Source organism: Pseudomonas sp. PSB18 (genome assembly GCF_014596565.1).
Taxonomy (GTDB): domain Bacteria; phylum Pseudomonadota; class Gammaproteobacteria; order Pseudomonadales; family Pseudomonadaceae; genus Aquipseudomonas.
This window is the reverse complement of the sequence record NZ_NOIN01000013.1, coordinates 29,074-55,024: the sequence shown is the minus strand read 5'-3', so window position 1 is coordinate 55,024 and position 25,951 is coordinate 29,074. Positions and strand designations below refer to the sequence as shown.

Here is a 25,951-nt window from a genome sequence, read left to right as displayed (position 1 = left end):
CAGGATTACTTGTGGTAAGGGTGCCCGGACAGGACTGTCCAGGCACGATACAACTGTTCACCGATCAGGATCCGCACCAGCGGGTGCGGCAACGTCAGGGGCGACAACGACCAGCGCTGATCGGCCCGGGCACAGACTTCCGGCGCCAGCCCTTCCGGGCCACCGACCATGAAATTCACCGTGCGCGAGTCCAGCCGCCAGCGATCGAGCTCGACCGCCAGTTGCTCGGTGCTCCAGGGCTTGCCGTGGACTTCGAGGGTGACGATGCGCTCGTTCGGCCCGACCTTGGCCAGCATGGCTTCGCCTTCCTGGCGGATGAAGCGCGCCACGTCGGCGTTCTTCCCACGGGTGTTGAGCGGAATTTCCACCAGTTCCAGGGCCAGCTCGGACGGAAGACGCTTGGCGTATTCGTGCCAGCCTTCTTCCACCCACTTGGGCATGCGGGAACCGACGGCGATCAGGCGCAGTCGCACAGCGATCCCTTACTGCTGGTCTTTGTTGAGCTTGGTGAAGTGCTCATGGGTGTTTTCAGGGCTGTGGTGACGGGCATCCGCCGCACGGCTCTGTTCGGCACCGGCCCACAGGCGCTCCAGGTCATAGAACTGGCGTGCCGAGGCGGTCATCATGTGCACAATGACATCGTCCATATCCAGCAGGACCCAGTCGCTGTCGCCCTTGCCTTCTTCACCCAGCGGCTTGATGCCCTGGGCCTTGACCGCTTCGCGGACCTTGTCCAGCATCGCGCCGATCTGGCGGTTGGAGGTACCGGTGGCGATGATCATGAAGTCAGTGATGCTCTGCTTTTCACGAACGTCGATCACCTGGATGTCCTGGGCCTTGACGTCTTCCAGGGCCGCAACGGCCACCTTGACCAGCTCTTCGCCGGCCAGCACGGCGCCGGTGTGCGGCTCCACTGGCAGCGGGGCGCTCTTGAAGGTGCCCTTGCGCTTTACTTTGTTTACGTCTTTGTCAGTCATATAAAACTCGTTTTGCTCGTATATTCGGGCGCTTCGCTACACGTACTCACGTGCCTTGAAGCAGCCTCGTTCAGTTCGACGCACGGTACAGCCCGTGCGCATCGATGTAGGCCAGGACCGCGTCAGGCACCAGGAAACGTACCGACTTACCGCTGGCCAGCAGTTGACGGATCTGGGTGGCGGATACCGCGAGCGGTGTCTGCCAGACGAATGCAATCTGTCCGCTCGGCCCCTTGAGGGCCAGCGGGTCGCTCACCGAGCGTGCCGCCAGCAGGTTGCGCAAGGCATCCGGCGGTTCGCTGTCGGCATCCGGGCGTTGCAGCACCAGGATGTGGCAATGCTGGAGCAACTCTTCCCAGCGGTGCCAAGTGGGCAGGCCGCAAAATGCGTCCCAGCCCAGAAGCAGGAAAACCTGGGCGTCGGCGGCCAGTTCGGCGCGCATCAGCTCCAGGGTGTCAATGGAGTAGGACGGTTTGTCCCGCTGCAATTCGCGGGCGTCCACCACCAGCGGCGGCACTCCGGCCACCGCGCACTCGACCATCGCCAGACGGTCCTGCGCCGACACCTGCGGCGTATCCCGGTGAGGCGGCCTGGCGTTGGGCGTCAGGCGTAGCTCATCGAGGCCCAGAGCGTCGGCGACTTCCAGCGCACCACGCAAATGGCCGATGTGCACGGGGTCGAACGTGCCGCCCAGAATACCGATACGCCGGGGCGGGGCTGTCGTCGTCACAGCGGCTGACGGGTCGAGGTCGCCCAAGTCAGACCGGCTCCTGTCCGCGCAACTGGCCATCACCGACCACGATGTACTTCTCGCAGGTCAGGCCTTCGAGGCCCACCGGGCCGCGGGCGTGCAGCTTATCAGTAGAAATGCCGATCTCGGCGCCCAATCCGTATTCAAAGCCGTCGGCGAAGCAGGTCGGGGTGTTGATCATCACCGACGCCGAGTCCACTTCAGCCACGAAGCGCCGGGTTTCGCCCTGGTGCTCGCTGACGATGGCGTCGGTGTGATGGGAGCCATGACGATTGATGTGCTCGATGGCCTGGTCCAGCCCGTCGACCACGCGGATCGACAGGATCGGCGCCAGGTATTCGGTGTTCCAGTCCTCTTCGGTGGCCTCTGCCGCCTCGATGATCGCCCGGGTGCGCTCGCAACCCCGCAGCTCGACGCCTTTTTCACGGAACTGGGCAGCCATCGCCGGCAGGAAGTCCTGGGCAACGGCCTGGTCCACCAGCAGGGTTTCCATCGCGCCGCAGATGCCGTAGCGATAGGTCTTGGCGTTGAAGGCAATGCGCTGGGCCTTTGGCAACTCGGCGTGGGCGCTGACGTAGACGTGGCAGATGCCGTCCAGGTGCTTGATCACCGGTACACGGGCGTCGCGGCTGACCCGTTCGATCAGGCCCTTGCCACCGCGCGGTACGATGACATCGACGAATTCGGGCATGGTGATCAGCGCGCCGACAGCAGCTCGGTCAGTGGTTTCCACCACTTGCACCACGGCGGCCGGCAGACCGGCCTCGGCCAGGCCGCGCTGGATGCAGGCGGCAATGGCACGGTTGGAGTGAATCGCCTCGGAACCGCCGCGCAGAATGGTCGCGTTACCGGACTTCAGGCACAGGCTCGCGGCGTCGATGGTCACGTTCGGCCGCGACTCGTAGATGATTCCGACCACGCCCAGGGGCACGCGCATCCTGCCGACCTGGATACCCGATGGCCGGTAGCTCATGTCGCGGATCGCCCCGACCGGGTCCGGCAGGGCCGCCACCTGACGCAGACCGACGATCATGCCGTCGATGCGCGCCGGAGTCAGCGCCAGGCGCTCGAGCATGGCCGGCTCGAGGCCATTGGCCCGGCCGGCGGCCAGGTCCAGCTCGTTGGCGGCGGACAACTCGGCGCGAGCGGCGTCCAGCGCATTGGCGGCGGCTCGCAGGGCGCGGTTTTTCTGCGCGGTGCTGGCACGGCCGATGATGCGCGACGCTTCGCGAGCAGCGCGACCCAGGCGGGTCATGTAGTCAAGAACGGACTCAGTCATGGTCTGTGTGGTCTTGGCGAAGAGGAAAGCGGCAGATTATAGCTGTCGTAACCCTCGACTAACAGCATGGACTCACAGTGGTGACCGGCGGAGGCGCAAAACTGTCAGGAATTTCACCTGTTCAGCGGCGATTAAGATTTCCATTGCTATCATCGCCCTTCCTTTGGCCTCAGTTCGTCTACTGCCATGACCGATTCGCCTCATACGCCAAACGCCCTGCCCGACGCCTTTTTCGACCGCGACGCCCAGGTGCTCGCCAAGGACCTGCTGGGCAAAGTCATCCGCCACAAGGTCGGCGACCTGTGGCTCAGCGCCCGCATCATCGAGACCGAAGCTTATTATTTCGCCGAAAAGGGCAGCCACGCCTCCCTGGGCTATACGGAAAAACGCAAGGCCCTGTTCCTGGACGGCGGCCACATCTATATGTACTACGCCCGGGGCGGCGACTCGCTGAACTTCAGTGCCCAGGGCCCGGGCAATGCGGTATTGATCAAATCGGCATACCCCTGGGTCGACAGCATCTCCGGCCCGGACAGCCTGGCGCAGATGCTGTTGAACAACCCCGACGCCCAGGGCCGCCCGCGCACGCCGCAGAAGCTCTGCGCCGGCCAGACCCTACTGTGCAAGGCCCTGGGGCTGAAGGTGCCGGAATGGGACGCCAAACGCTTCGACCCCGAGCGGCTGCTGGTGGAAGACGTGGAGGTGCCGACGGTCAATGTGATCCAGACCACCCGCCTGGGCATCCCATCGGGACGCGACGAGCATCTGCCCTACCGTTTCGTCGACGCCGCCTACGCACCATGGTGCACCCGCAACCCGTTGCGGCGCGGACAGGTCGAGGGGCGCGATTATTTTTTGCTTTCATGATCGATGCAACACAGTTTCCTGTGGGAACCAGTTTTTTTGCTTCACAACAGATTCCCTGTGGGAGCGAGCCTGCTCGCGATGGCGTCCGTACATCCAATATTGATGTTGACTGACACACCGCTAATCGCGAGCAGGCTCGCTCCCACAGTAAAAAAACATCTTCAATGGAGTTGTATCTATGGGCCCATGGCTCGATAGCATCACTGGCTGGCTAGCTGCCAACCCACAATGGCTGGCGGTGGCGGTGTTCGTCGTGGCGTGCGTGGAGTGCCTGGCGATTGCCGGGTTGATCGTACCGGGCACCGTGCTGCTGTTTGCCGTGGCGGTGCTGGCCGGCAGTGGCGCCTTGTCCCTGGGCGAGACACTGTTATTGGGCTTGCTGGGGGGCTTGCTCGGGGACCTGGCCTCGTACTTCCTCGGTCGGCACTTCCACCAGAACATCCGGCGCCTGCCGGGATTGCGGCACCACCCGGAATGGATGAACGCGGCGGAAAGCTATTTCCAGCGCTACGGCATCGCCAGTCTGCTGGTGGGGCGCTTTATCGGGCCGCTGCGACCGATGCTGCCGATGGTGGCCGGGATGTGCGACATGCCCTTCCCCCGCTTTGCCGCCGTCAGCCTGCTGGCCGCGTCAGGCTGGAGCGTGGCGTATCTGTTGCCGGGCTGGGCTACCGGGGCGGCGATTCGCCTGCCGTTGCCCGAAGGCTTCTGGCTACAGGCCGGCATCGTCATTGGCAGCGTCGCGGTCATGATCGGGTTGAGTGTCAATAGCAGCCTGCGGCGTCACCGACATGCCACGGCACTGATTGCCGGCCTGGGCCTGGTGATTCTGCTCGGCCTGTTCATCGGCTTCCGCTACCTGACGGCCTTCGATCAAGGGTTGATGACCCTGGTCCAGGAACATCGCAGCCCGATGCTGGACGAAATCGCAGTGACTTTCACGCTGATCGGCGAATTCCGCTTCATGCTGATTTTCAGTGCCCTGCTGACCGGACTGCTATTGGTGGCCCGCCAATGGCGACAGGCAATCTTCGCTGGCGCCACCATGCTCTTCACCGCCCTGGCCAACACCGGTTGCAAGCACTTCTTCGCCCGCGTGCGCCCGGAAATCCTGACCGACCCACTGACCAGCTACAGCATGCCCAGTGGCCATGCCTCCGGTTCGTTCGCGCTGTTCCTGGCGCTCGCGGTCCTGGCCGGCCGCGGACAACCGCCACGCCTGCGCCTGACCTGGCTGCTGCTGGGCTGCCTGCCGGCGCTGGCGATTGCCTTGTCCCGCGTGTACCTGGGCGCCCATTGGCCCAGCGACATCCTGGCCGGCGCCATGCTCGCCGCCTGCGTCTGCGCCGCCGTCCTGTGGCTGAGCCAGCGCCAGACCCCGTTGCCCGCCATGCCGCCGAAGATCTGGTGGCTGATCCTGCCGGCGCTGGTGGCGGCATTCAGTTTCTTCGCTCTGCGGCACTTGCCTCATGGGATGTTGCGGTATGCCTATTGATGCAGACTGGCTCCATCGACACAGAAGAACCCTGTGGGAGCGAGCCTGCTCGCGATGGCGGTGCATCAGCCAACACCTACATCGCTGACACGCCGCCATCGCGAGCAGGCTCGCTCCCACAATGATTTGCGGTGAACAGCCTCAGGCGAAGAGCTCGCCCTGCAACTCATCGAGCAGCGCCTGAATCGCATCCAGGCGCTGTTGCGGATCATCCAGTTGCAGCAGGTCGATCTTGTCCAGCTCATTGAACGGCAACAGGTATGCCAATTGATTGGCCAATGATTGTTGGCCGGTCGCCTCGGTGCCCATGTTCAGGGCCTCGACCATCGGGTGCTCGGCCAAGGCCTGGAGCAGCGCCACCAGGTCGGCGTCTTCGTCCTGCAGCGGTTGCTCCGGCTCATCCTCCAGCCATTCGACATCGGCCACGGTGAGCTGGTCGGGCTGGACACTGCTGTCATGCACGATAAAGCGGCGCCCGCCCTGCACGCGAATTCCCAACAGGCCATTGTCCTGCTGGGAAAAGTCGGTGATCAGCGCTTCACAGCCGACCCGTGCATAGCCTTGCGGCGCGATACCGACTTCCTGCCCGTCCAGAATGCACACCACGCCGAACCCTTCGCCCTTCTTCATGCAGCGCCCGATCATGTCGAGGTAGCGTGCCTCGAATATCTGCAAATCGAGGATGCAGCCGGGGAAAAGCACGGTGTTCAACGGAAAAAGCGGCAAATTCATAACTGTTTCCTAGACCGTCATCGACACCACCAGCGGTAGCAGCACCGCCGTGGCCACGCCCATCAGACTCATCGCCAGCGCCGCAAAGGCGCCGGACTCTTCGCTTTCCTGCAACGCCACCGACGTCCCCACCGCGTGAGCCGTCAGGCCCAGGGCCATGCCCCGGGCTTCAGGGCTGTGGACGCCCAGCCGGTTCAGGATGCTCGGGCCCAGGATCGCCCCGAGCACCCCGGTGATCAAGACGAACACCGCCGCCATGGCCGCCACGCCGCCGATCTGCTCGGCCACCAGCATCGCAATCGGCGAGGTCACCGATTTGGGCGCCATGGTCATCAGAATCATGTGCTCGGCGCCGAACGCCCAGCCCAGCAACACCGCGGAACCGGTGGCGAACACCCCGCCTATCACCAGCGTAGTAAAGATCGGCCAGAACAATTGTCGGATCCGCCGCAGGTTCAGGTACAGCGGCACCGCCAGCGCGACCGTGGCCGGCCCCAGCAGGATGCTGAGGATCTCGGTGCTCTTGCGGTATTCGGCGTAGGTGATGTCGCAACTGACCAGCACCCCGATCAGCAGCACCATCGACATCAGCACCGGTTGCAGGAAGACCCAGCGGGTCTTCTCGAATGCCGCCAGCACCAGTTGATAGGCCCCCAGGGTAATGCCGATGCCGAACAGCGGATGATGGATCACCGAAGCCCAGGCGCCCTGCCAGTCGAGGATCATGGCTTGTCCTCCTCCACGACGGCGACGTGACGCCGGCCCAGGCGCTGCATCAGCACCCCGGCGAACGCCATGGACAGGACCAGCGACAACACCAGCGCGCCGACGATGGCCCAGAAATCGGCGGCGATGGCCCGGGCGTAGACCATCACCCCCACCGCCGGCGGCACCAGCAGCAACGGCAGGTAACGCAGCAGGCTGCCGGCGGCCAGGCTCAACGGCTCGGCGACCTCGCCACGGGCGATCAAATAGACCAGCAACAGCAGCAGGCCGATGATCGGCCCCGGCAGCACCGGCAAGAACAAATGATTGATGGCGGTGCCCAGCAATTGAAACAGCACCAGCCAGGTCAGGCCCCGTAGCAACATCCGTCCTCTCCCCTGCAACCTCTACCCAATGAAAGCGCCCGCATTATAAGCACGCCCAGGCTATGGACCGGCATTCGTAAAAAGCATGGTCCGTGACCTTCCCTGTGCGTCATGTTGATCTACAGTGGTTCCCCGGGGCCACCTACCCCGTACCAAAGATAGAACCGTTGAACCAAGGAGAGTCTCAATGCCCTATGTTCCCGTTGCAGCGCTCAAAGATTATGTCGGCAAGGAACTCGGACGTTCCGACTGGCTGACCATCGACCAGGACCGCATCAACCTGTTCGCCGAAGCCACCGGCGACTTTCAGTTCATCCACGTCGATCCGGTCAAGGCCGCACAGACACCATTCGGCAGCACCATTGCCCACGGCTTCCTGTCGCTGTCGCTGATGCCCAAACTGATGGAAGACATCCTGATCCTGCCCGAAGGCGTGAAAATGGTCGTCAACTACGGACTGGACAGCGTGCGCTTCATCCAGCCGGTGAAGGTCGATTCCAAAGTGCGGCTCAAGGTCGACCTGGTGGACGCCACCGAGAAAAAACCCGGCCAATGGCTGCTCAAGGCCACCGCCACGCTGGAAATCGAAGGCTCGGACAAACCGGCCTACATCGCCGAACCCCTGTCGCTCTGCTTCGTGTAACCCTTCGCGCATGCGAAACCGCCCAGGCAGTTTCGCAGCGCTTCTCTAGTTCTATCGCGCATAGCTGCGGCATACTCGTCGCCTGATTACCTGGATCCCGTTATGCGCTTACTTTTCCCCCTGGCTTTGACCCTCTTGCTGGCCGCCTGCGGCGATGGCGAATCCCTGTTGCCGCCTGACGCACGCCTGCCCGATGGCGGACGCTATCGCGGCGACCTGGTGAACGGGCTGCTGCAGGGCCAGGGACGCATCGACTATCCCAACGGCAGTTGGTATGCCGGACAGTTCGACAAAGGCCAATGGCATGGCATCGGGGAATGGCACGGCAGTAATGGCGAGGTCTATCGCGGCCAGTTCCAGCAGGGCCTGTTCCACGGCCAGGGCAGCCTCGATACGCCCACCAGCAGCTACACCGGTGGCTTCAAGCTGGGGCGCCGGGACGGCGAAGGCACGCTCAAGGAAAATGGCGTCACCTACCGTGGCGAATTCAAGGCCGACCGCTATTCGGGCCTCGGTCGCCTGGAACTCGCCGACGGCAGCCAGTACCAGGGCCCGTTCGCCAACGGCAAGCCCAATGGCGACGGCCAGCGCTTCGATGCCGCCGGCAACCAGTTCACCGGGCATTTCGTCGATGGTCAGTTGCAGGGCAAAGGCACGTTCAACAGTGCCGAAGGCGATGTCTACGTCGGCAGCTTCAAGAACAACCAGCTCAACGGCCGCGGCCGCTACGAAAATGCCGACGGTGATGTCTGGATCGGCCAATTCAAGGACGGCGCGCTCACCGGCAAGGGCGAGCTGATCGGCGCCGATGGCAGCCATTACCTCGGTCGCTTCAACGAGTGGCGCTTCACCGGCCAGGGCCGCCTGAACCTGCCCGATGGCAGTTTTTACATCGGTGAGTTCGAAAACGACAGTTACCACGGTCGCGGCACCCTGGTGTTGACCGACGGCACGGTACAAAGCGGCACCTGGGCCAACGGCCAGCGGGTGCGCGATGCCGATGGCAAGCTGCTACCGGACGCGCTCGAACTCGGCCTGCTGTCACAAGGCCGCCTGCTGGATGACGCCCTGGCCCAGATCCCCGCGTCGACACCGGCAGTGGAGCTGTACAGCCTGACCCTGGGCGGCGACGGCAAGCAAAGCGTGTTCCTGCGCGAATCCGACTATGTCGCCAACATGCTCGCCAGCCGTTTCGGCGCGTTCGGGCAGATCCGCCTGGTCAACCATCGCGATCACCTGGGCGACCGTCCCATGGCGACCCGCGAAAGCCTGCGCCGCGCCGCCAGCACCCTGGCCGAACGCAGCGGCCCGGAAGACCTGATTTTCATCTACCTGACCAGCCATGGCACCAGCGAACATGAACTGGTGCTCGACCAGCCGCGCATGGAGCTGGCCGACCTGCCCGCCGACGAATTGGCCGTGGTGCTGGCACCGCTGAAGAACCGCGACAAGATCGTGGTGATCTCGGCCTGCTACTCCGGCGGTTTCATCCCGGCGCTCAAGGATGAACGCACCCTGATCATGACCGCTTCACGGGCCGACCGGGTGTCCTTCGGTTGCTCCGAGGAAGCCAACTTCACCTATTTCGGCGATGCCTTGTTCGCCCAGGCGCTGAACCAGACCGACGACCTGGAACAGGCCTTCAAGTTGGCCAAGGCCACCGTGGCCGAGCGGGAGCAGGCGGATAATTTCGAAGCGTCCGAGCCGCAGATCTGGGCTCCCAGGACGGTCCTGTCCCACTGGCAATTGCTGCGCAAACTGCAGGCACGAAAAGCATTGCAAAGTGCTGCACTGAACGACGAGGCCAAAAAGAGCAACTAAGCTGAACCGTATCAAGGGGGAAACACTATGTACTTGACGCCTCAGCATGTTTTGCTCGCCGGCGCGACCGGATTGACCGGGGAACACCTGTTGGATCGACTGCTCAACGAGCCGACCATCAGCCGGGTCCTGGCACCCTCCCGCCGGCCGCTGGCCGAGCATCCACGCCTGGAAAACCCGATTGGGGAACCGGCCGACGTACTGCCTCGCCTCAGCGGCCAGGTCGACATCGCCTTCTGCTGCCTCGGCACCACCATCAAGAAGGCCGGCTCGGAACAAGCCTTTCGCGCGGTGGACCTGGATCTGGTCGTGGCGTTCGCCAAACGCGCGCGGGAGCTGGGGGCACGGCACCTGGTGGTCATCAGCGCCCTGGGGGCTGACGCGAAATCATCGGTCTTCTACAACCGGGTCAAGGGCGAAATGGAAGCCGCGCTCAAGGCCCAGGACTGGCCGCAACTGACCATCTGCCGTCCTTCCCTGCTGTTGGGCGACCGCGTCGAGCCTCGGCTGGCCGAGCAATTGGCCGGGCCCTTGTCGAAGCTGATTCCCGGCAAATACCACGGCATCGAAGCCTGCCAACTGGCCCGCGCCATGTGGCGCCTGGCGCTGGAAGAGCAGGATGGGGTGCGGGTGGTGGAGTCGGATGAGTTGCGTAGGCTGGGCAAGTGACTCTTAAGGCTGCTGAAACAGGATTTTCAGCAAGCAAACTGTGGGAGCAAGGCTTGCCCGCGATGAAGTTGACGCGGTTCTTGCCTTGGAACCGAGGCGGCCGCATCGCGAGCAAGCTTTGCTCCCACAGAAAGTGCTCTCGCCATAAGGCCAGGATTCGGTGATTACAACCCACCCGTCGCCTGGAATCCTACCCCCATCGCCGTGAACAACGACAACGGCAATAACAAGGTGTCGAGCAAGGCACTGCCCGGCAGGTCAACACCAGGGTAACTCGGGGCTTCGGCGCCAAAGCGATCCTTGGCGCAGCAGCCACCGTTGAGGGCGTAGAGATCCAGGCGAGTGCCCGCATACACCACCGGTGCGCCAGGCTTGGCCGCGTCGAGGGTGCGGGCGGTGGCGCAGCCGGTCAGTTGCAGCGCCAGCAGCACGATCAGCAGCTTATTCATCACTGCTCAAATGGTGCTCGCCCCAGCGCGGCAACATGTCCTGGGGGATATTCAGCAGGTTGAGAATCCGCGCGACCACGAAATCGATCAGGTCGTCGATGGTCTGCGGCTGGTGGTAGAAACCCGGCGAGGCCGGCAGGATGGTCACGCCCATGTTCGACAGCTTGAGCATGTGCTCCAGGTGAATGCTCGAATACGGCGCCTCCCGCGGCACGAGGATCAACTGGCGACGTTCCTTCAGCGTCACGTCCGCGGCCCGTTCGATCAGGTTGTTGCAGGCCCCGGTGGCAATCGCCGACAGCGTGCCGGTGGAACACGGCACCACCACCATGGCCGCCGGCGAGCCGGAGCCCGACGCCACCGGCGACATCCAGTCTTCCTTGCCATAGACCCGGATCTGCCCCGCCGCCGCCCCGGTGTATTCGGTGAGGAAGGCCTGCATCATCTGGGTCTTGGCCGGCAGGGTCACGTCGGTTTCCGTGGCCATCACCAACTGCGCGGCCTTGGAAATGAGGAAATGCACTTCGCGGTCTTCCCGCACCAGGCAATCGAGCAGGCGCAAGCCGTACTGGGCGCCGGACGCACCGGTCATCGCCAGCGTGATGCGCTCCGGACCATTGCTCTCGAAGCGAGTGTTCATTGCAGCGCCTCAGCCAGTTTGCCGTGCAGGCCGCCAAAGCCGCCGTTGCTCATGATCACCACGTGAGTGCCGGGCTGGGCCTGGCTCTTCACGCGCTCGATGATGCCTTCCAGGGAGTCGCTGACAATCGACGGCACCGTGCACAACGCAGCCGTGGCCCCCAGGTCCCAACCGAGGTTGGCCGGCGCATACCAGATCACCTGGTCGGCATCGACCACGCTTTCCGGCAGGCCATCGCGGTGGGCGCCGAGCTTCATCGAGTTGGAACGCGGCTCGATGATCGCGATCAGCGGCGCATCGCCAATACGCTTGCGCAAACCGTCGAGGGTCGTGGCAATGGCGGTCGGATGGTGGGCGAAATCGTCATAGATGGTGATGCCGTGCACTTCGGCGACCTTTTCCATGCGGCGCTTGACGCTCTTGAACGCACTCAATGCGGCAATGCCCATCGACGGCACCACGCCCACATGACGCGCGGCCGCCAAGGTGGCCAGAGCGTTGGCGACGTTGTGCTGGCCGGTCAGTTCCCACTCCACGACGCCTTGGGACTGGCCCTCGAACATCACTTCGAACTGCGAACCGTCGTCCTTCAGCAACTTCACCTGCCACTGCCCGCCTGCGCCAGTGGTCTGCACCGGGGTCCAGCAGCCCATTTCGATGACCCGCTGCAAGGCCGGCTCGGTGGTCGGGTGAATCACCAGGCCTTCGCTCGGGATGGTGCGAACCAGATGGTGGAATTGCCGCTCGATAGCCGCCAGATCAGGGAAGATGTCCGCATGATCGAACTCCAGATTATTGAGGATCGCCGTGCGTGGGCGGTAGTGGACGAATTTCGAACGCTTGTCGAAAAACGCACTGTCGTATTCATCGGCTTCGATCACGAAGAACGGCGTACCGCCCAGGCGCGCCGACACCGAGAAGTTCTGCGGCACGCCGCCGATCAGGAAGCCCGGGCTCATGCCCGCGTGTTCCAGCACCCAGGCGAGCATGCTGCTGGTGGTGGTCTTGCCGTGGGTACCCGCCACGGCCAGGACCCAACGGCCCTGCAACACGTGATCGGCCAGCCACTGCGGCCCGGACACATACGGCAGGCCTTTGTTGAGCACGTACTCCACCGCCGGGTTGCCACGGGACATGGCGTTGCCGATGACCACCAGGTCCGGTGCCGGGTCCAGTTGCGCTGGGTCATAGCCCTGGGTCAGTTCGATGCCCTGAGCTTCCAGTTGGGTGCTCATCGGCGGGTAGACGTTGGCGTCGGAACCGGTCACACGATGGCCTAGCTCCTTGGCCAGGACCGCCATCGAACCCATGAAAGTGCCGCAAATACCGAGAATATGGATGTGCATAGTCGACCTCGTAAAACATGGCCGCAGGTTAGCGTAGGGAGGGGGAAATCGCACCTTGTCTTTCGACTTCACACCGCTGATCGTTCCCACGCTCCGCGTGGGAATGCAGCCCGGGACGCTCCGCGTCCCAAAGAGCCGAACGCAGAGCGTCCGTTGAAGCGTTACCACGCGGAGCGTGGGAACGATCGTCAGCGAGCAATCGCGTGTTTGCGCAGCTTCCGGTAGAGGGTATTGCGGCTGATGCCCAGTTGCTCGGCCGTGTTGGTCATGTGCCAACGGGTCTGTTCCAGCGCATTGAGCAAGGCCAGCCGCTCCGCATCTTCCAGCGGATGTTCGGATGCGGAAGCGTCTTCCAACGCTGGCCGTGCCTGGCGAATCATCGCCGGCAGGTCGTCCAGCCCGATCCTGCCACCGTCGCATAACGCGGCGAGGGTGCGCAGCACGTTGCGCATCTGCCGCACGTTGCCCGGCCAGTCGAACGCCAGGAGCGCCCGGCGCGCCGGTTCGTCGATGAACACCTTCTCGGTGCCGCTTTCTTCGGCCAGCAGAAAATCCAGCAACTGCGACTTGTCGCTGCGCTCGCGCAATGCCGGCAAAGGGATTTCCAGGCCGTTGAGCCGGTAGTACAGGTCTTCGCGGAAGCTGCCGTCCTGCACTCGCTCAAGCAATTGCCGGTGGGTGGCGCTGATGATGCGCACGTTCACCGTCTCGGGTTCACCACCGATGGGCACCACCTGGCGATCCTCCAGCACCCGCAGCAAGCGGGTCTGCAAGGCCAGGGGCATGTCGCCGATTTCATCCAGGAACAAGGTGCCGCCATCGGCCTGCTGCAGCTTGCCGCGCATGCCCTCCTTGCGAGCCCCGGTGAAACTGCCGCCGCGATAGCCGAACAGCTCGCTTTCGATCAGGCTTTCGGGGATGGCCGCGCAGTTGAGGGCGACGAAGTTTTTTCCGGCACGCTGGCTGGCGTGATGCACGGCCTTGGCGAAGGCTTCCTTGCCGCAACCGGTTTCACCGTTGATCAGCAGCGGCACATCGCGCTCGAACACCCGCAGCGCCTTGCGGAAATGCTCCTGCAGTTGGGCATCCCCCAGGCAGATGCCCGACAGTCGCGCAGGCTCCATGGCCTTGGGCGCCGGGACGAGCGGAACCGGGATGCTGCGAGGCTGACCACGCAGCACCGCGAACAAATGCCGACCGTCACGGGTGCGCAGCGGCCAACTGGCGCTGGCCTGGGCGCTCGCCCGTCCCAGCAACTCGTCCAGTGAACAATCGAAAAACGCTTCTACCGGCTGGCCCAGCAAGCCACCACGAATATGCCCCAGCAGGTTGAGTGCGCTCTGGTTGACGGCGCAGATCCGCCCCTCACCGTCGAACGCCAGCAAGCCTTCGCTGAACAACCCCACGGACTCGGCCTGCAGATGAAAGCGCAGCAGCCATTGATTGTCGAAGCAGCGCAGGAAATAGCAGCTCTCGATCATCTTCGCCGAGAGATTGACCAGCGCCATGGTATGGAACTGGCTCTGGCGCGACACGTCTGGCCGGGCCGAGGACACGTCGAGCACCGCCAGCAGTTCGCCATGAGGGTCGAACACCGGGCTGGCCGAGCAGGTCAGGCCGGTGTGGCGACCGCGAAAATGTTCTTCCTGGTGGATGGTCAGCGCCTGGCGCTCCACCAGGCAGGTGCCGATGCCATTGGTGCCTTCGCAGGCTTCGCTCCAGTCGGCACCAAGCCAGAGGCCGGCTCGCTCGAAGATCTTGCGCTCGCTGGGGGCGGTGACGCAGTTGAGGATCACGCCCCGGGCGTCGGTGAGCAGCACCGCATGGCCGGCGCCGGAGAGCTGCTGATGCAGGCTGGTCATTTCGGAACCGGCAATGTGCAGCACCTGTTGCAGACGCTCACGGCTTTCCAGCACCCGACCATGCTCCAGCACCGTCGGTGCCAGGTTCTGGGCCGGGTCGAGGTGATAGTCCTCGAGGCAGCGCAGCCAGGAACGGGCAATCGACGGATCGCTGCCGGGGCCCTGCAGATGGGCCTTGCCCTGGGTAACTGTCAGGACCTGCTGGGCATGGCGACTCAAATGATTGCTGTGCATTTCTTATTATTCTCCCCGAAGGTTGCGGCCTTGCTGGAGTCACTGCTGAACACCTAGCCCCAGGTAAAGGGTTGTTCTGTGGGAGCAAGGCTTGCCCGCGATAGCCTTGGCAAGGATCACAAGCAGTCCGCGTCATCGTTCATCGCGGGCAAGCCTTGTTCCCACCGAATGCCTCACATCTCCATCGATACTTGGGCAACTCACAGATTGCCCCAGCATCCTCCAGGCACAAGCGCTTTGCAATGCTGGCGCGACCCGCCAGTCATTGGCTGTTTCAGAAATGGCACAAAGTGTCACACCCCCTGTATCGCAATCGTCACGCATGGCTTCCACTGGTCCGATGAAACTCTCCGAAAGTCTTGATTTTCGGGCCCTGCACGGCAATGGCCCGACCTTTGCTCTAGGCTTAGATACCGGCGCTCAATTTGCGCGGCCTCCCGTATAAGCACAAAAGCCAAGGAGAACTCATCATGCGTTACGCTCACCCCGGTACTGAAGGCGCTATCGTTTCGTTCAAGAGCAAATACGGTAACTACATCGGCGGCGAGTTCGTCGCGCCTGTCAAAGGTCAGTACTTCACCAATACTTCCCCGGTCAATGGCCAGCCCATTGCCGAATTCCCGCGCTCCACGGCCGAAGACATCGAAAAAGCCCTGGACGCCGCCCACGCTGCTGCCGATGCCTGGGGCTCCACCTCGGCCCAGGCCCGTTCGCTGATCCTGCTGAAGATCGCCGACCGCATCGAACAGAACCTCGAAACCCTGGCGATCACCGAGTCCTGGGACAACGGCAAGGCCGTGCGCGAAACCCTCAACGCCGACATCCCCCTGGCCGCCGACCACTTCCGCTACTTCGCCGGTTGCCTGCGGGCCCAGGAAGGCAGCGCCGCCGAGATCGACGGCAACACCGTGGCCTATCACATCCACGAGCCGCTGGGCGTGGTCGGGCAGATCATCCCGTGGAACTTCCCACTGCTGATGGCCGCCTGGAAACTCGCCCCGGCCCTGGCCGCCGGCAACTGCGTGGTGCTCAAGCCCGCCGAGCAAACCCCACTGGGCATCTGCGTGCTCATGGAACTGATCGGTGACCTGCTGCCGCCCGGCGTGCTGAACGTGGTGCAAGGCTTCGGCAAGGAAGCCGGCGAAGCCCTGGCGACCAGCAAGCGCATCGCCAAGATTGCCTTCACCGGCTCGACCCCGGTCGGCTCGCACATCATGAAATGCGCCGCCGAAAACATCATTCCGTCCACCGTGGAACTGGGCGGAAAGTCGCCGAACATCTTCTTCGAAGACATCATGCAGGCCGAGCCGAGCTTCATCGAGAAGGCGGCCGAAGGCCTGGTGCTGGCGTTCTTCAACCAGGGCGAAGTCTGCACCTGCCCGTCCCGCGCCCTGGTGCAGGAATCGATCTACGACGAATTCATGCAAGTGGTGATGAAGAAGATTGAGCAGATCAAACGCGGCGACCCGCTGGACACCGACACCATGGTCGGCGCCCAGGCGTCCGAGCAGCAGTTCGACAAGATCCTTTCGTACCTGGAAATCGCCAAGGGCGAAGGTGCCCAACTACTGACCGGCGGCCAGGTGGAAAAACTCGAAGGCAACCTTGCCAGCGGGTATTACATCCAGCCGACCCTGCTCAAGGGCACCAACAAGATGCGCGTGTTCCAGGAAGAAATCTTCGGCCCGGTGGTGAGCATCACCACCTTCAAGGATGAAGCCGAAGCCCTGGCGATCGCCAACGACACTGAGTTCGGCCTCGGCGCCGGCCTGTGGACCCGCGACATCAACCGCGCCTACCGCATGGGCCGGGCGATCAAGGCCGGTCGCGTCTGGACCAACTGCTACCACCTCTACCCGGCGCACGCCGCATTCGGCGGCTACAAGAAGTCCGGCGTGGGTCGTGAAACCCACAAGATGATGCTCGATCACTACCAGCAGACCAAGAACCTGCTGGTGAGCTACGACATCAATCCGCTGGGCTTCTTCTAAGCCGGGAGCTGATCGTTCCCACGCTCTGCGTGGGAACGCCTCAACGGACGCTCTGCGTTCGGCTTGAAGAAGACGCGGAGCGCCCCAGGCTGCATTCCCACGCGGAGCGTGGGAGCGATCGACAAGAAGTCCTCCACCCACACCATAGAATCAATGCCCTGTCGCTGGCATGAGCTTTGCGTATCCGCTGCACACCCCTACTGAAAGTCCAACAGATCAAAAAGAACAGCGAGGACTTATGACAACTACCACCCAACTCAAACCCACACTCGGCACACTCCATTTATGGGGCATTGCCGTCGGCCTGGTGATTTCCGGCGAATACTTCGGCTGGAGCTACGGCTGGGGCACCGCCGGTACCCTCGGGTTTCTGGTCACCGCGCTGATGGTGGCGCTGATGTACACCTGTTTCATCTTCAGCTTTACCGAACTGACCACCGCGATACCCCACGCAGGCGGGCCGTTCGCCTACAGCCGACGGGCCTTTGGCGAGAAAGGCGGCCTGATCGCCGGGATCGCCACGCTGATCGAATTCGTCTTCGCACCACCGGCCATCGCCATGGCCATCGGTGCTTACCTCAACGTGCAGTTTCCGGATCTGGACCCCAAGATCGCGGCAGTCGGCGCCTACATCGTGTTCATGACCCTCAACATCCTCGGCGTCAGCATCGCCGCGGCGTTCGAGCTGGTGGTCACCGTGCTGGCAGTCGCCGAACTGCTGGTGTTCATGGGCGTGGTCGCACCGGGCTTCAGCTTCAGTAACTTCGTACTCAACGGCTGGTCTGGTGCAAACGAGTTCAGTCTCGCTTCAATTCCGGGCATTTTTGCGGCGATCCCCTTCGCGATCTGGTTCTTCCTCGCCATCGAAGGCGCGGCCATGGCCGCCGAAGAAGCCAAGGACCCGAAACGCACGATTCCCCGCGCCTATGTCAGCGGCATCCTGACCCTGGTGTTCCTGGCCATCGGCGTGATGATCATGGCCGGCGGCGTGGGCGACTGGCGCCAGCTGTCGAACATCAACGACCCGCTGCCCCAGGCCATGAAGGCCGTGGTCGGCAACAACTCCACCTGGATGCACATGCTGGTGTGGATCGGCCTGTTCGGCCTGGTGGCGAGCTTCCACGGGATCATCCTTGGCTACTCGCGGCAGTTCTTCGCCCTGGCCCGGGCCGGCTACCTGCCACGGAGCCTGGCGAAACTGTCACGCTTCCAGACCCCGCACCGGGCGATCCTGGCGGGCGGCGTCATCGGCATCGCGGCGATCTACAGCGATGGCCTGGTGAACCTGCAGGGCATGAGCCTGACGGCGGCGATGATCACCATGTCGGTGTTCGGCGCCATCGTGATGTACATCATCAGCATGCTCAGCCTGTTCCGCTTGCGTAAGGTCGAACCGAACCTGGAACGCACCTTCCGCGCCCCGGGCTACCCCATCGTGCCGGGTATCGCGCTGTTCCTCGCCGTGGTGTGTCTGGTGGCGATGGCCTGGTTCAATACCCTGATCGGGCTGGTGTTCCTCGCCTTCATGGTCGTTGGCTACCTGTACTTCCAACTGACCGCCAAGCAACGCTCCGATGCCCCGGCGGACGCTATGCTCACAGGTATCTGACAGCGCACCGGCGCCGGGCCCCATGGCCGGCGCCAGCCTTATGGAAGTGCACGCAGAGCCTGCCAGGGGACTGTGTTCCTTGCCTGAACACAAGTTCCCCTGTGGGAGCGAGCCTGCTCGCGATAGCGGTGTATCAGCCGACTAGTGTTTTACTGACACTCCGCTATCGCGAGCAGGCTCGCTCCCACAGGGTTCGGTGGCGTACTTGAGTTAATGAGAAAACCAGGAGGACACCGCCCATGGCCGCATTCGCCCATTCCGTCGGCGCCCAGACCTATCGTTTCGACAGCCTCAAAGAGCTGATGGCCAAAGCCAGCCCGGCGCGTTCCGGGGATTTCCTTGCCGGTGTCGCGGCGCTCAACGACGGCGAGCGCGTGGCCGCGCAAATGGCCCTGGCTGACTTGCCCCTCAGCCATTTCCTGCAAGAAATGCTGATTCCCTACGAAGCCGACGAAGTCACCCGGCTGATCGTCGACACCCACGACAAACACGCCTTCGCCGTGGTCAGCCACCTCACGGTCGGCGGCTTTCGCGACTGGCTGCTCAGCGACGCCGCCGACGAACACAGCCTGCGGGCACTGGCCCCCGGCCTGACCCCGGAAATGGTCGCCGCCGTGTCCAAGATCATGCGGGTCCAGGACCTGGTGCTGGTGGCGCAGAAAATCCGCGTGGTGACGAAATTCCGCGGCACCCTCGGCCTGCGCGGACGCCTGTCCACGCGCCTGCAACCCAACCATCCCACCGACGAACCGGCCGGGATCGCCGCCAGCATCCTCGACGGCCTGCTCTACGGCAACGGCGATGCCATGATCGGCATCAACCCGGCCACCGACAGCACCGCCTCGATCTGCGCCATGCTGGAAATGCTCGACGCCATCATCCAACGCTACGACATCCCGACCCAGGGCTGCGTGCTGACCCACGTCACCACCTCCATTGAAGCGGCCAACCGTGGCGTCCCTCTGGACCTGGTGTTCCAGTCCATTGCCGGCACCGAAGCGGCCAATGCCAGTTTCGGCATCAACCTCAACGTGTTGAAAGAAGGCTACGACGCCGGGCTCAGCCTCAATCGCGGCACCCTGGGCAACAACCTGATGTATTTCGAAACCGGCCAGGGCAGCGCCCTGTCGGCCAACGCCCACCACGGCGTGGATCAACAGACCTGCGAGACCCGGGCCTACGCCGTGGCACGACATTTCAACCCGTTCCTGGTCAACACCGTTGTAGGCTTCATCGGCCCGGAATACCTGTACAACGGCAAACAGATCATCCGCGCCGGCCTCGAAGACCACTTCTGCGGCAAGCTGCTGGGCGTGCCGATGGGCTGCGACATCTGCTACACCAACCACGCCGAAGCCGACCAGGACGACATGGACACCCTGCTGACCTTGCTGGGCGTGGCCGGGATCAACTTCATCATGGGCATCCCCGGCTCCGACGACATCATGCTCAACTACCAGACCACCTCGTTCCACGACGCGCTCTACGCCCGCCAGACCCTGGGCCTGAAGCCGGCGCCGGAGTTCGAGCACTGGCTGGCGAACATGGGCATCTTCACCCAGGCCGACGGCCGGGTGCGGTTCGGCGACAACCTGCCTCCGGCGTTTCGTCACGCCCTGGCGCACTTGGGATGAGTGACCTGCCGATGGATAAAAAACCTGTCGATTTGCAAAACCCCTGGCTGGAACTGCGCCGCCTGACCCCGGCGCGCATCGCCCTGGGCCGCACCGGCACCAGCCTGCCGACCAAAGCACAACTGGACTTCCAATACGCCCACGCCCAGGCGCGGGATGCGGTGCACCTGGCGTTCGACCACCAGGGCATTCGCGCCCAACTGGCCGAGCGCGGCCGCGAGAGCCTGTTGCTCCACAGCGCCGCCAGCGACCGCAACAGTTATCTGCAGCGCCCGGACCTCGGTCGACGCCTGGATGAAGCCTCGGCGCAGGCGCTGGACGATTACGCGGCCGCCCACCCCGGCGGCGTGGACCTTGCCATTGTGGTGGCCGACGGGCTGTCGGCGCTGGCGGTGCATCGCCATACCCTGCCGTTCCTGGCGCGCCTGGAAGAACAGATCGCCGCCGATGGCTGGTCGGTTTCCCCGGTCATCCTGGTGGAACAGGGCCGGGTCGCGGTGGCCGATGAAGTGGCGGAACGCCTTGGGGCAAAAATGTCGGTGATCCTGATCGGCGAACGCCCCGGCCTCAGCTCGCCCGACAGCCTGGGCCTGTATTTCACCTACAACCCCAAGGTCGGCCTGACCGACGCCTATCGCAACTGCATCTCCAATGTCCGGCTCGAAGGCTTGAGCTACGGCATGGCGGCCCATCGCTTGGCCTACTTGATGCGCGAGGCCTGTCGCCGACAGCTTTCGGGGGTCAACCTGAAGGACGAAGCCCAGGTTCACACTCTAGAGACGGAAAACGGTGCCGACATGAAAGGTAATTTCCTACTGATGCCGCCCCAAAGCTGATCCGTAGATCCAATTGCGTTTTTGATCCGATTTCAGGCAGCATCAAAAGCACGGCAGCGCGCCGTTGTTGTCAGACTTTGTGTCGACCTTTGTAAACGGGACCTGCCATGCAGATTATTCAAGCGACCCTGGAACACCTGGACCTGCTGACCCCATTGTTTGTCAAATACCGGGAATTCTATGGCTCGCTGCCATACCCGGACTCGTCCCGGGCCTTTCTCGAAAAGCGCCTGCGCCGCAAGGAATCGGTGATCTACCTGGCCTTGCCCGATGACGACAACAGCAAGCTGCTGGGCTTCTGCCAGCTCTACCCGAGCTTCTCGTCGCTGTCCCTCAAACGCGTGTGGATCCTCAACGACATCTACGTCGCCGAAGACGCCCGCCGCCAACTGGTGGCCGACCACCTGATCCGCACCGCGAAAAAAATGGCCAAGGAAACCAACGCCGTCCGCATGCGCGTCTCCACCAGCAGCAACAACGAAGCGGCGCAGAAGACCTACGAGTCCATCGGCTTCAAGGAAGACACCGAGTTCAAGAACTACGTGTTGCCGATCAGCGAAGATTTCACCTGAACGCCACTGATCGTTCCCACGCTCCGCGTGGGAACGCCGCCAGGGACGCTCCGCGTTCCGCTTCAGCAATCGATATTGCAAAAACCGAAATCCCCCGCAACAAACTCAACACGCCCATCACATTCCAGCCCGTATAATCCCGATCTTCCCGGCTTGTAAGGAAAAGCTACAAACCCGGTAGCCCGACTCAAAGCCAGACCCACCAGCCCGCCCAACCCGGCCGTCATCACAGGTGTATTGCATGGATTTCAATCCCCTCGACCTCATTCTGCATCTCGATGTGTACCTCGACATGCTGGTGACCAACTACGGCACGTGGGTCTACGCCATCCTGTTCCTGGTGATCTTCTGTGAAACCGGCCTGGTGGTAACGCCATTCCTGCCCGGTGACTCGCTGCTGTTCATCGCCGGCGCCGTGGCCGCAGGCGGTAGCATGGACCCCGTATTGCTGGGCGGCCTGCTGATGTTGGCGGCGATCCTCGGCGACAGCACCAACTACCTCATCGGCCGCACGGCGGGCGAGAAGCTGTTCAGCAACCCCAACTCGAAAATCTTCCGCCGCGACTACCTGCAACAAACCCACGACTTCTACGACAAGCACGGTGGCAAGACCGTGACCCTGGCGCGCTTCCTGCCGATCATCCGCACCTTCGCGCCTTTCGTCGCCGGTGTGGGGAAAATGCCTTATGCGCGCTTCTTCGGCTTCAGCGTCCTCGGCACCGTCCTGTGGGTCGGCGGCCTGGTCACCCTCGGCTTCTTCTTCGGCAACGTGCCCTTCATCAAGCAGAACCTGTCGCTGCTGGTGGTGGGCATCATCCTGGTCTCGCTGTTGCCGATGATCATCAGCCTGGTCCGCAGCAAACTGGGCCAGCGTGCTTCAAAAGCCTGATCGCCCATGTGGTCCTTGAGCAACTGGCGCCGCCAACGCATCCTCGCCAAGCACCCCGTGGCCGAGGACACCTGGCGGCGCGTGCGTCATCACCTGAGTTTCCTCGATGGCATCAGCGCCGCCGAGGACCAGTGGCTGCGCGAAGCCTGCGTGTTGTTCCTGCAGGACAAACACCTGACCGCCCTGCCCGGCGTCGAACTGCACCAGGAACAACGCCTGTTGCTCGCCGCCCAGGCCCAATTGCCGCTGATGCACCTGGGCGAGCTGAACTGGTACCAGGGCTTCCACGAAATCGTCCTGTACCCCGACGACTTCCTCAGCCCCCAGCGCCATCGCGACGCCAGCGGCATAGAACACGAATGGGACGGCGAACACAGCGGCGAAGCCTGGCCCCAAGGCCCGATCATTTTGGCCTGGGACGGCGTGCTCGCCAGCGGTGGCTGGGACGGCTACAACCTGGTCATCCACGAGCTGGCACACAAACTCGACATGCTCAACGGAGATGCCAACGGCCTGCCGCCGCTGCATGCCGACATGCGGGTCAGCGACTGGGCCGAAGCCATGCAGCAGGCTTTCGACGACCTCAACCGCCAACTGGACCATAACCCCGACGCCGACACTCTCATCGACCCCTACGCCGCAGAAAATCCGGCGGAGTTCTTCGCCGTCACCAGCGAATACTTCTTCAGCGCTCCGGACCTGCTGCATCAGGCGTACCCGAAGGTCTATGCCCAACTCAAGGCGTTCTACCGCCAGGACCCATTGGCCCGGCTGCGGCAACTTCAGGCCGAAGATCCGGTCTATCAGGCGTCATACTAAGGTCTCTAAGACCCTGGTAACGTGGCATCGATGGCTGAATATGCCTATAATCGCCGCCACTTTTGGTCAATCCGACCAGCCTTTTGGTCAACTAACGGGGACACCGCCCAATGAGTTACAGCAAGATTCCGGCTGGCAAAGACCTGCCGAACGACATCTACGTTGCGATCGAAATTCCGGCCAACCACGCCCCGATCAAATACGAAATCGACAAGGACAGCGATTGCCTGTTCGTTGACCGCTTCATGGCCACCCCGATGTTCTACCCGGCCAACTACGGTTACATCCCCAACACCCTGGCCGACGACGGTGACCCCCTCGACGTGCTGGTCGTGACCCCTTACCCAGTGGCTCCAGGCTCGGTCATCCGTGCCCGTCCAGTCGGCATCCTGAACATGACCGACGACGGCGGCGGCGATGCCAAAGTCATCGCAGTGCCACACGACAAACTGTCGCAACTGTACGTCAACGTGAAGGAATACACCGACCTGCCGCCACTGCTGATCCAGCAGATCGAACACTTCTTCGAGAACTACAAAGACCTCGAAAAAGGCAAGTGGGTCAAGATCGAAGGCTGGGCCGGTGCTGACGCCGCCCGCGAAGCGATCACCAAGTCGGTTGCCGCCTACAAGGGCTGAAACTGATTCAAAGAAGAACCCCGGTTTGCACCGGGGTTTTTTATGCCTTAATAGTGCTTAATACGAAACTGTATTAACAATGTTTAACTGCGTTTATCCCGCCGCTTTCAAATCCTGCAAACGGAAAGATCGTCTTATAAATTTGAACGACTTGTTTATTGCTCAAAACACAGTCGCTCCTAAACTTTCCGTTTATGAAAAAGACCTCCAGTGGCGACCGCTTCAGAGCCCTTCTCAAAGAAGCACAAATCCGATCCGCCGACTTCGCGAAGTTATACGGCGTTAAATCGCAGCACGTGAACAACTGGTTCAACCGCGGCATCCCGCCGGGTCGTATCCACAGTATCGCCGGCCTGCTGACCGTCAGCCCGCAATGGCTCGCCCACGGCGAAGGCCCACAAACCCCGTTGGGCCTCGGCCCCGGCACCACCTATGAAGCCGCCGAAGTCCAAGGCGTCTACAGCGTGGCGGAAACCCAGGACATCGAACTGCCCTTCTACATGGAAGCCCCTATCGCGACGGGCAGCAACAAAACCCACATCACCGAAATCCCCGACCAATCCATCCGCCTGCCCCGCAGCCACCTCGAATCCCTGGAAATAAACCCCAACGACGCCATCTGCACCGTTATGGTCGGCGACAGCATGGCCGAACGCATCGAAGACGGCTCCATCCTCGCCATCGACCGCGGCCTTACCCAAGTCATCGACGGCCAGATCTACGCCCTCGAACACGACGGCATGCTGCGCATCAAATACCTCCACCGAATCCCCGGCAACCGCCTGCGCCTGCGCAGCCACAACAGCGCCGCCTACCCGGACGAAGTCTTCAGCGCCGAACAGATCGAAGCACAAAACATCAGGGTATTGGGCTGGGTATTCTGGTGGTCAACCCTCAACAAGCAACGACCGCAGGTGTTCGATTGAGCCTATGAACTAAAGGACAGTAGCCAGCGCTCCCTACCTAAAGGAGATTGCTTGTACCAAGGATTGTTTGTGCCAAGGAGATTCTCTGTGGCGAGGGGATTCATCCCCGCTGGGCTGCAAAGCAGCCCCCCGCTTTCCCCTTGAACCACCGGTAACCCAATGATTCCACACCACTTACCCCTGGGCTTCCGAAGAAAACCCGCGTATCCTGCGCCCCACATTTGCGAACCCATGCCTCGCACCGACAAGGCAGATCACTTTCTGACCAAGTCCCACAGCCGGCCGCAAGAGCCGGATGTACGTTTTGAAGGCTGGTGAGGTTTGTCAAAAACGAACTGAGTCAGTCAACGAGAAGCCGGCCATAAGCCGGCTTTTTAATGCCTGAAAACCAGCAGACAAACACACGCAAGGATGCTTGAAGTCACCGTAACAGTCGTACGAAAGCACGCTACTCAGCCGGCTAGGTGCAATGCCTGGACGCTCCCAGTGATAACCTGCGCGCTCTTCTACAAATGGCATTGGATAAGTAATGAATAGCTGTCTAAGGACGCTAGGCACCAGCCTCGCTAACAGTATGGTGATCCCCGCCGCCTGGTTATCCGGCCTTACCACGACAGCACTCGTGTGGGGCGTGATTGCGTATTGGCCCGATAAGCTTACCGCCGAAGCACGCCAGCTCTTCCTGGCTTCTGTTTCTGTTTTTTGCCTTTCCATATGGCATTTGATCCGGCGCAAGAGAAGAGCAAAAGCACTTGTAGCGTCCATCAACCTAAAAGAAGGTTTGAGCCTGGACGATACTCAACTGCTCGGCTTTCCAAGCCCCCTATTTTTTGTCTTTGACCTTTCCAACCAGAAACTCGCTCAATGCCAAAGCGCTACCGGCGATTATCAAATTCGAGATTTCACGTGGATAACAGGCTGGCACCTCGAGTGGCGACGGATTGACCGCAGGGTATCGGGCGGGGTTCTTCGAATAGTCGATGAGGTAGGCATGAGCGTTCCAGCCGAGGAGATTCGGCGTGAATTCACAGGGTTCTCACTGGTTTTGACGGTTGCCAACTCAGGTCATCCCCCCTTCCGTTTTCCAATGAACCGGAGCGTAGCTGAAGGGTGGTGTACCCGGTGCAATGTGTTTTTCAACGGCTAGACACAAAGCCACAACGGCCCCTCCTACTCCAGTC

Annotated in this window: 26 protein-coding genes; 15 read left to right on the top strand and 11 right to left on the bottom strand. The window is 62.3% G+C overall.

The annotated features are described in order from the left end of the window. Nucleotides 1-5: 5 nt before the first annotated feature. From rlmH to CGA22_RS23865, 4 genes are all read right to left on the bottom strand, one after another. A complete protein-coding gene (gene rlmH / locus CGA22_RS23880) occupies nt 6-473 on the bottom strand; it encodes a 23S rRNA (pseudouridine(1915)-N(3))-methyltransferase RlmH (protein ID WP_003185785.1) in 468 nt (155 codons plus the stop codon). A gap of 9 nt (nt 474-482) precedes the next feature. Beyond that, entirely contained in the window at nt 483-977 is a 495-nt protein-coding gene (gene rsfS / locus CGA22_RS23875; RefSeq protein WP_041024397.1) for a ribosome silencing factor, read from the bottom strand. Between the two features lie 70 nt (nt 978-1,047). Then, nucleotides 1,048-1,767, bottom strand: coding sequence for a nicotinate-nucleotide adenylyltransferase (nadD, locus tag CGA22_RS23870; RefSeq protein WP_041024398.1), 720 nt, complete (start codon nt 1,765-1,767; stop codon nt 1,048-1,050). After that, nucleotides 1,736-3,007 carry a glutamate-5-semialdehyde dehydrogenase gene (locus CGA22_RS23865; protein ID WP_041024399.1) on the bottom strand — a complete coding sequence of 424 codons (1,272 nt, stop codon included), beginning with the start codon at nt 3,005-3,007 and terminating at the stop codon, nt 1,736-1,738. Before CGA22_RS23865 ends, nadD begins: the two co-directional genes overlap by 32 nt. 186 nt (nt 3,008-3,193) lie before the next feature. Between CGA22_RS23865 and CGA22_RS23860 the strand changes: the two genes are divergently transcribed. Both CGA22_RS23860 and CGA22_RS23855 read left to right on the top strand, forming a co-directional pair. After that, on the top strand, nt 3,194-3,874 hold the full coding sequence (locus tag CGA22_RS23860) for a DNA-3-methyladenine glycosylase (RefSeq protein ID WP_041024400.1): 681 nt from the start codon (nt 3,194-3,196) through the stop codon (nt 3,872-3,874). A 178-nt stretch (nt 3,875-4,052) separates the two neighbouring features. Beyond that, nucleotides 4,053-5,369: a bifunctional DedA family/phosphatase PAP2 family protein gene (locus tag CGA22_RS23855; protein ID WP_041024401.1), complete on the top strand. Its 1,317-nt coding sequence runs from the start codon at nt 4,053-4,055 to the stop codon at nt 5,367-5,369. A gap of 141 nt (nt 5,370-5,510) precedes the next feature. Here the strand turns inward: CGA22_RS23855 and CGA22_RS23850 are convergent, their stop codons facing one another. The 3 genes from CGA22_RS23850 to CGA22_RS23840 are packed head-to-tail and all read right to left on the bottom strand — an operon-like array spanning nt 5,511 to nt 7,192. Beyond that, on the bottom strand, nt 5,511-6,101 hold the full coding sequence (locus CGA22_RS23850; RefSeq protein ID WP_041024402.1) for an LON peptidase substrate-binding domain-containing protein: 591 nt from the start codon (nt 6,099-6,101) through the stop codon (nt 5,511-5,513). Between the two features lie 9 nt (nt 6,102-6,110). After that, nucleotides 6,111-6,827, bottom strand: coding sequence for an LrgB family protein (locus CGA22_RS23845; protein ID WP_041024403.1), 717 nt, complete (start codon nt 6,825-6,827; stop codon nt 6,111-6,113). Then, nucleotides 6,824-7,192 carry a CidA/LrgA family protein gene (locus tag CGA22_RS23840; protein WP_041024404.1) on the bottom strand — a complete coding sequence of 123 codons (369 nt, stop codon included), beginning with the start codon at nt 7,190-7,192 and terminating at the stop codon, nt 6,824-6,826. Before CGA22_RS23840 ends, CGA22_RS23845 begins: the two co-directional genes overlap by 4 nt. A gap of 187 nt (nt 7,193-7,379) precedes the next feature. On the opposite strand from CGA22_RS23840, the gene CGA22_RS23835 reads away from it, so the two are divergent. The 3 genes from CGA22_RS23835 to CGA22_RS23825 all read left to right on the top strand — a co-directional run bounded on the left by CGA22_RS23835 (nt 7,380) and on the right by CGA22_RS23825 (nt 10,325). Continuing rightward, nucleotides 7,380-7,835: a MaoC family dehydratase gene (locus CGA22_RS23835; RefSeq protein ID WP_025215658.1), complete on the top strand. Its 456-nt coding sequence runs from the start codon at nt 7,380-7,382 to the stop codon at nt 7,833-7,835. A gap of 102 nt (nt 7,836-7,937) precedes the next feature. Further along, nucleotides 7,938-9,656, top strand: a complete 1,719-nt coding sequence (locus tag CGA22_RS23830) for a C13 family peptidase (RefSeq protein ID WP_041024405.1) — start codon at nt 7,938-7,940, stop codon at nt 9,654-9,656. A 27-nt stretch (nt 9,657-9,683) separates the two neighbouring features. Then, entirely contained in the window at nt 9,684-10,325 is a 642-nt protein-coding gene (locus CGA22_RS23825) for an oxidoreductase (RefSeq protein ID WP_041024406.1), read from the top strand. 164 nt (nt 10,326-10,489) lie between these two features. On the opposite strand, the gene CGA22_RS23820 is transcribed toward CGA22_RS23825, so the two are convergent. From CGA22_RS23820 to CGA22_RS23805, 4 genes are all read right to left on the bottom strand, one after another. Beyond that, nucleotides 10,490-10,774 (bottom strand): YceK/YidQ family lipoprotein, encoded by a 285-nt coding sequence (locus CGA22_RS23820; RefSeq protein ID WP_041023160.1) that lies wholly within the window; start codon nt 10,772-10,774, stop codon nt 10,490-10,492. Further along, nucleotides 10,767-11,414, bottom strand: coding sequence for a flavin prenyltransferase UbiX (gene ubiX, locus CGA22_RS23815; RefSeq protein WP_041023161.1), 648 nt, complete (start codon nt 11,412-11,414; stop codon nt 10,767-10,769). Before ubiX ends, CGA22_RS23820 begins: the two co-directional genes overlap by 8 nt. Then, a complete protein-coding gene (gene mpl, locus CGA22_RS23810) occupies nt 11,411-12,760 on the bottom strand; it encodes a UDP-N-acetylmuramate:L-alanyl-gamma-D-glutamyl-meso-diaminopimelate ligase (protein ID WP_041023162.1) in 1,350 nt (449 codons plus the stop codon). Before mpl ends, ubiX begins: the two co-directional genes overlap by 4 nt. Before the next feature lie 188 nt (nt 12,761-12,948). Continuing rightward, on the bottom strand, nt 12,949-14,856 hold the full coding sequence (locus tag CGA22_RS23805; protein ID WP_041023163.1) for a sigma-54-dependent Fis family transcriptional regulator: 1,908 nt from the start codon (nt 14,854-14,856) through the stop codon (nt 12,949-12,951). Nucleotides 14,857-15,326: 470 nt separating this feature from the next. Here CGA22_RS23805 and CGA22_RS23800 point away from each other — a divergent pair, with 470 nt between their 5' ends. From CGA22_RS23800 to CGA22_RS23755, 10 genes are all read left to right on the top strand, one after another. Further along, a complete protein-coding gene (locus tag CGA22_RS23800; RefSeq protein ID WP_041023164.1) occupies nt 15,327-16,847 on the top strand; it encodes an aldehyde dehydrogenase family protein in 1,521 nt (506 codons plus the stop codon). Between the two features lie 238 nt (nt 16,848-17,085). Then, nucleotides 17,086-18,456, top strand: a complete 1,371-nt coding sequence (gene eat / locus CGA22_RS23795; protein ID WP_041023165.1) for an ethanolamine permease — start codon at nt 17,086-17,088, stop codon at nt 18,454-18,456. 239 nt (nt 18,457-18,695) lie between these two features. Further along, entirely contained in the window at nt 18,696-20,090 is a 1,395-nt protein-coding gene (locus CGA22_RS23790; protein WP_041022307.1) for an ethanolamine ammonia-lyase subunit EutB, read from the top strand. A gap of 11 nt (nt 20,091-20,101) precedes the next feature. Beyond that, on the top strand, nt 20,102-20,926 hold the full coding sequence (gene eutC / locus CGA22_RS23785) for an ethanolamine ammonia-lyase subunit EutC (RefSeq protein ID WP_041022336.1): 825 nt from the start codon (nt 20,102-20,104) through the stop codon (nt 20,924-20,926). A gap of 107 nt (nt 20,927-21,033) precedes the next feature. Further along, entirely contained in the window at nt 21,034-21,498 is a 465-nt protein-coding gene (locus tag CGA22_RS23780; RefSeq protein ID WP_041022308.1) for a GNAT family N-acetyltransferase, read from the top strand. A gap of 241 nt (nt 21,499-21,739) precedes the next feature. Beyond that, nucleotides 21,740-22,387 carry a DedA family protein gene (locus tag CGA22_RS23775; RefSeq protein ID WP_041022309.1) on the top strand — a complete coding sequence of 216 codons (648 nt, stop codon included), beginning with the start codon at nt 21,740-21,742 and terminating at the stop codon, nt 22,385-22,387. Between the two features lie 6 nt (nt 22,388-22,393). Continuing rightward, nucleotides 22,394-23,206 (top strand): zinc-dependent peptidase, encoded by an 813-nt coding sequence (locus CGA22_RS23770; RefSeq protein WP_041022310.1) that lies wholly within the window; start codon nt 22,394-22,396, stop codon nt 23,204-23,206. A gap of 110 nt (nt 23,207-23,316) precedes the next feature. Then, a complete protein-coding gene (ppa, locus tag CGA22_RS23765; protein ID WP_041022311.1) occupies nt 23,317-23,844 on the top strand; it encodes an inorganic diphosphatase in 528 nt (175 codons plus the stop codon). A gap of 194 nt (nt 23,845-24,038) precedes the next feature. Beyond that, nucleotides 24,039-24,770, top strand: coding sequence for a helix-turn-helix transcriptional regulator (locus CGA22_RS23760; protein WP_041022312.1), 732 nt, complete (start codon nt 24,039-24,041; stop codon nt 24,768-24,770). Nucleotides 24,771-25,344: 574 nt separating this feature from the next. Then, nucleotides 25,345-25,917 (top strand): hypothetical protein, encoded by a 573-nt coding sequence (locus CGA22_RS23755; protein ID WP_223194911.1) that lies wholly within the window; start codon nt 25,345-25,347, stop codon nt 25,915-25,917. The last annotated feature ends 34 nt before the right edge of the window (nt 25,918-25,951 follow it).

Excerpts from the sequence above, each read along its gene's own strand:
- CGA22_RS23860 (WP_041024400.1), top strand. The coding sequence starts at position 3,194 with ATGACCGATTCGCCTCATACGCCAAACGCCCTGCCCGACGCCTTTTTC.
- CGA22_RS23820 (WP_041023160.1), bottom strand. The coding sequence starts at position 10,774 with ATGAATAAGCTGCTGATCGTGCTGCTGGCGCTGCAACTGACCGGCTGC.
- ppa (WP_041022311.1), top strand. The coding sequence starts at position 23,317 with ATGAGTTACAGCAAGATTCCGGCTGGCAAAGACCTGCCGAACGACATC.
- CGA22_RS23755 (WP_223194911.1), top strand. The coding sequence starts at position 25,345 with ATGGTGATCCCCGCCGCCTGGTTATCCGGCCTTACCACGACAGCACTC.
- CGA22_RS23850 (WP_041024402.1), bottom strand. The coding sequence starts at position 6,101 with ATGAATTTGCCGCTTTTTCCGTTGAACACCGTGCTTTTCCCCGGCTGC.
- CGA22_RS23800 (WP_041023164.1), top strand. The coding sequence starts at position 15,327 with ATGCGTTACGCTCACCCCGGTACTGAAGGCGCTATCGTTTCGTTCAAG.
- CGA22_RS23775 (WP_041022309.1), top strand. The coding sequence starts at position 21,740 with ATGGATTTCAATCCCCTCGACCTCATTCTGCATCTCGATGTGTACCTC.
- CGA22_RS23855 (WP_041024401.1), top strand. The coding sequence starts at position 4,053 with ATGGGCCCATGGCTCGATAGCATCACTGGCTGGCTAGCTGCCAACCCA.
- eutC (WP_041022336.1), top strand. The coding sequence starts at position 20,102 with ATGGATAAAAAACCTGTCGATTTGCAAAACCCCTGGCTGGAACTGCGC.
- CGA22_RS23780 (WP_041022308.1), top strand. The coding sequence starts at position 21,034 with ATGCAGATTATTCAAGCGACCCTGGAACACCTGGACCTGCTGACCCCA.
- CGA22_RS23825 (WP_041024406.1), top strand. The coding sequence starts at position 9,684 with ATGTACTTGACGCCTCAGCATGTTTTGCTCGCCGGCGCGACCGGATTG.
- rsfS (WP_041024397.1), bottom strand. The coding sequence starts at position 977 with ATGACTGACAAAGACGTAAACAAAGTAAAGCGCAAGGGCACCTTCAAG.
- CGA22_RS23865 (WP_041024399.1), bottom strand. The coding sequence starts at position 3,007 with ATGACTGAGTCCGTTCTTGACTACATGACCCGCCTGGGTCGCGCTGCT.
- CGA22_RS23840 (WP_041024404.1), bottom strand. The coding sequence starts at position 7,192 with ATGTTGCTACGGGGCCTGACCTGGCTGGTGCTGTTTCAATTGCTGGGC.
- ubiX (WP_041023161.1), bottom strand. The coding sequence starts at position 11,414 with ATGAACACTCGCTTCGAGAGCAATGGTCCGGAGCGCATCACGCTGGCG.
- eat (WP_041023165.1), top strand. The coding sequence starts at position 17,086 with ATGACAACTACCACCCAACTCAAACCCACACTCGGCACACTCCATTTA.
- nadD (WP_041024398.1), bottom strand. The coding sequence starts at position 1,767 with ATGGCCAGTTGCGCGGACAGGAGCCGGTCTGACTTGGGCGACCTCGAC.
- CGA22_RS23770 (WP_041022310.1), top strand. The coding sequence starts at position 22,394 with ATGTGGTCCTTGAGCAACTGGCGCCGCCAACGCATCCTCGCCAAGCAC.
- CGA22_RS23830 (WP_041024405.1), top strand. The coding sequence starts at position 7,938 with ATGCGCTTACTTTTCCCCCTGGCTTTGACCCTCTTGCTGGCCGCCTGC.
- CGA22_RS23790 (WP_041022307.1), top strand. The coding sequence starts at position 18,696 with ATGGCCGCATTCGCCCATTCCGTCGGCGCCCAGACCTATCGTTTCGAC.
- CGA22_RS23845 (WP_041024403.1), bottom strand. The coding sequence starts at position 6,827 with ATGATCCTCGACTGGCAGGGCGCCTGGGCTTCGGTGATCCATCATCCG.
- CGA22_RS23835 (WP_025215658.1), top strand. The coding sequence starts at position 7,380 with ATGCCCTATGTTCCCGTTGCAGCGCTCAAAGATTATGTCGGCAAGGAA.
- mpl (WP_041023162.1), bottom strand. The coding sequence starts at position 12,760 with ATGCACATCCATATTCTCGGTATTTGCGGCACTTTCATGGGTTCGATG.
- CGA22_RS23760 (WP_041022312.1), top strand. The coding sequence starts at position 24,039 with ATGAAAAAGACCTCCAGTGGCGACCGCTTCAGAGCCCTTCTCAAAGAA.
- CGA22_RS23805 (WP_041023163.1), bottom strand. The coding sequence starts at position 14,856 with ATGCACAGCAATCATTTGAGTCGCCATGCCCAGCAGGTCCTGACAGTT.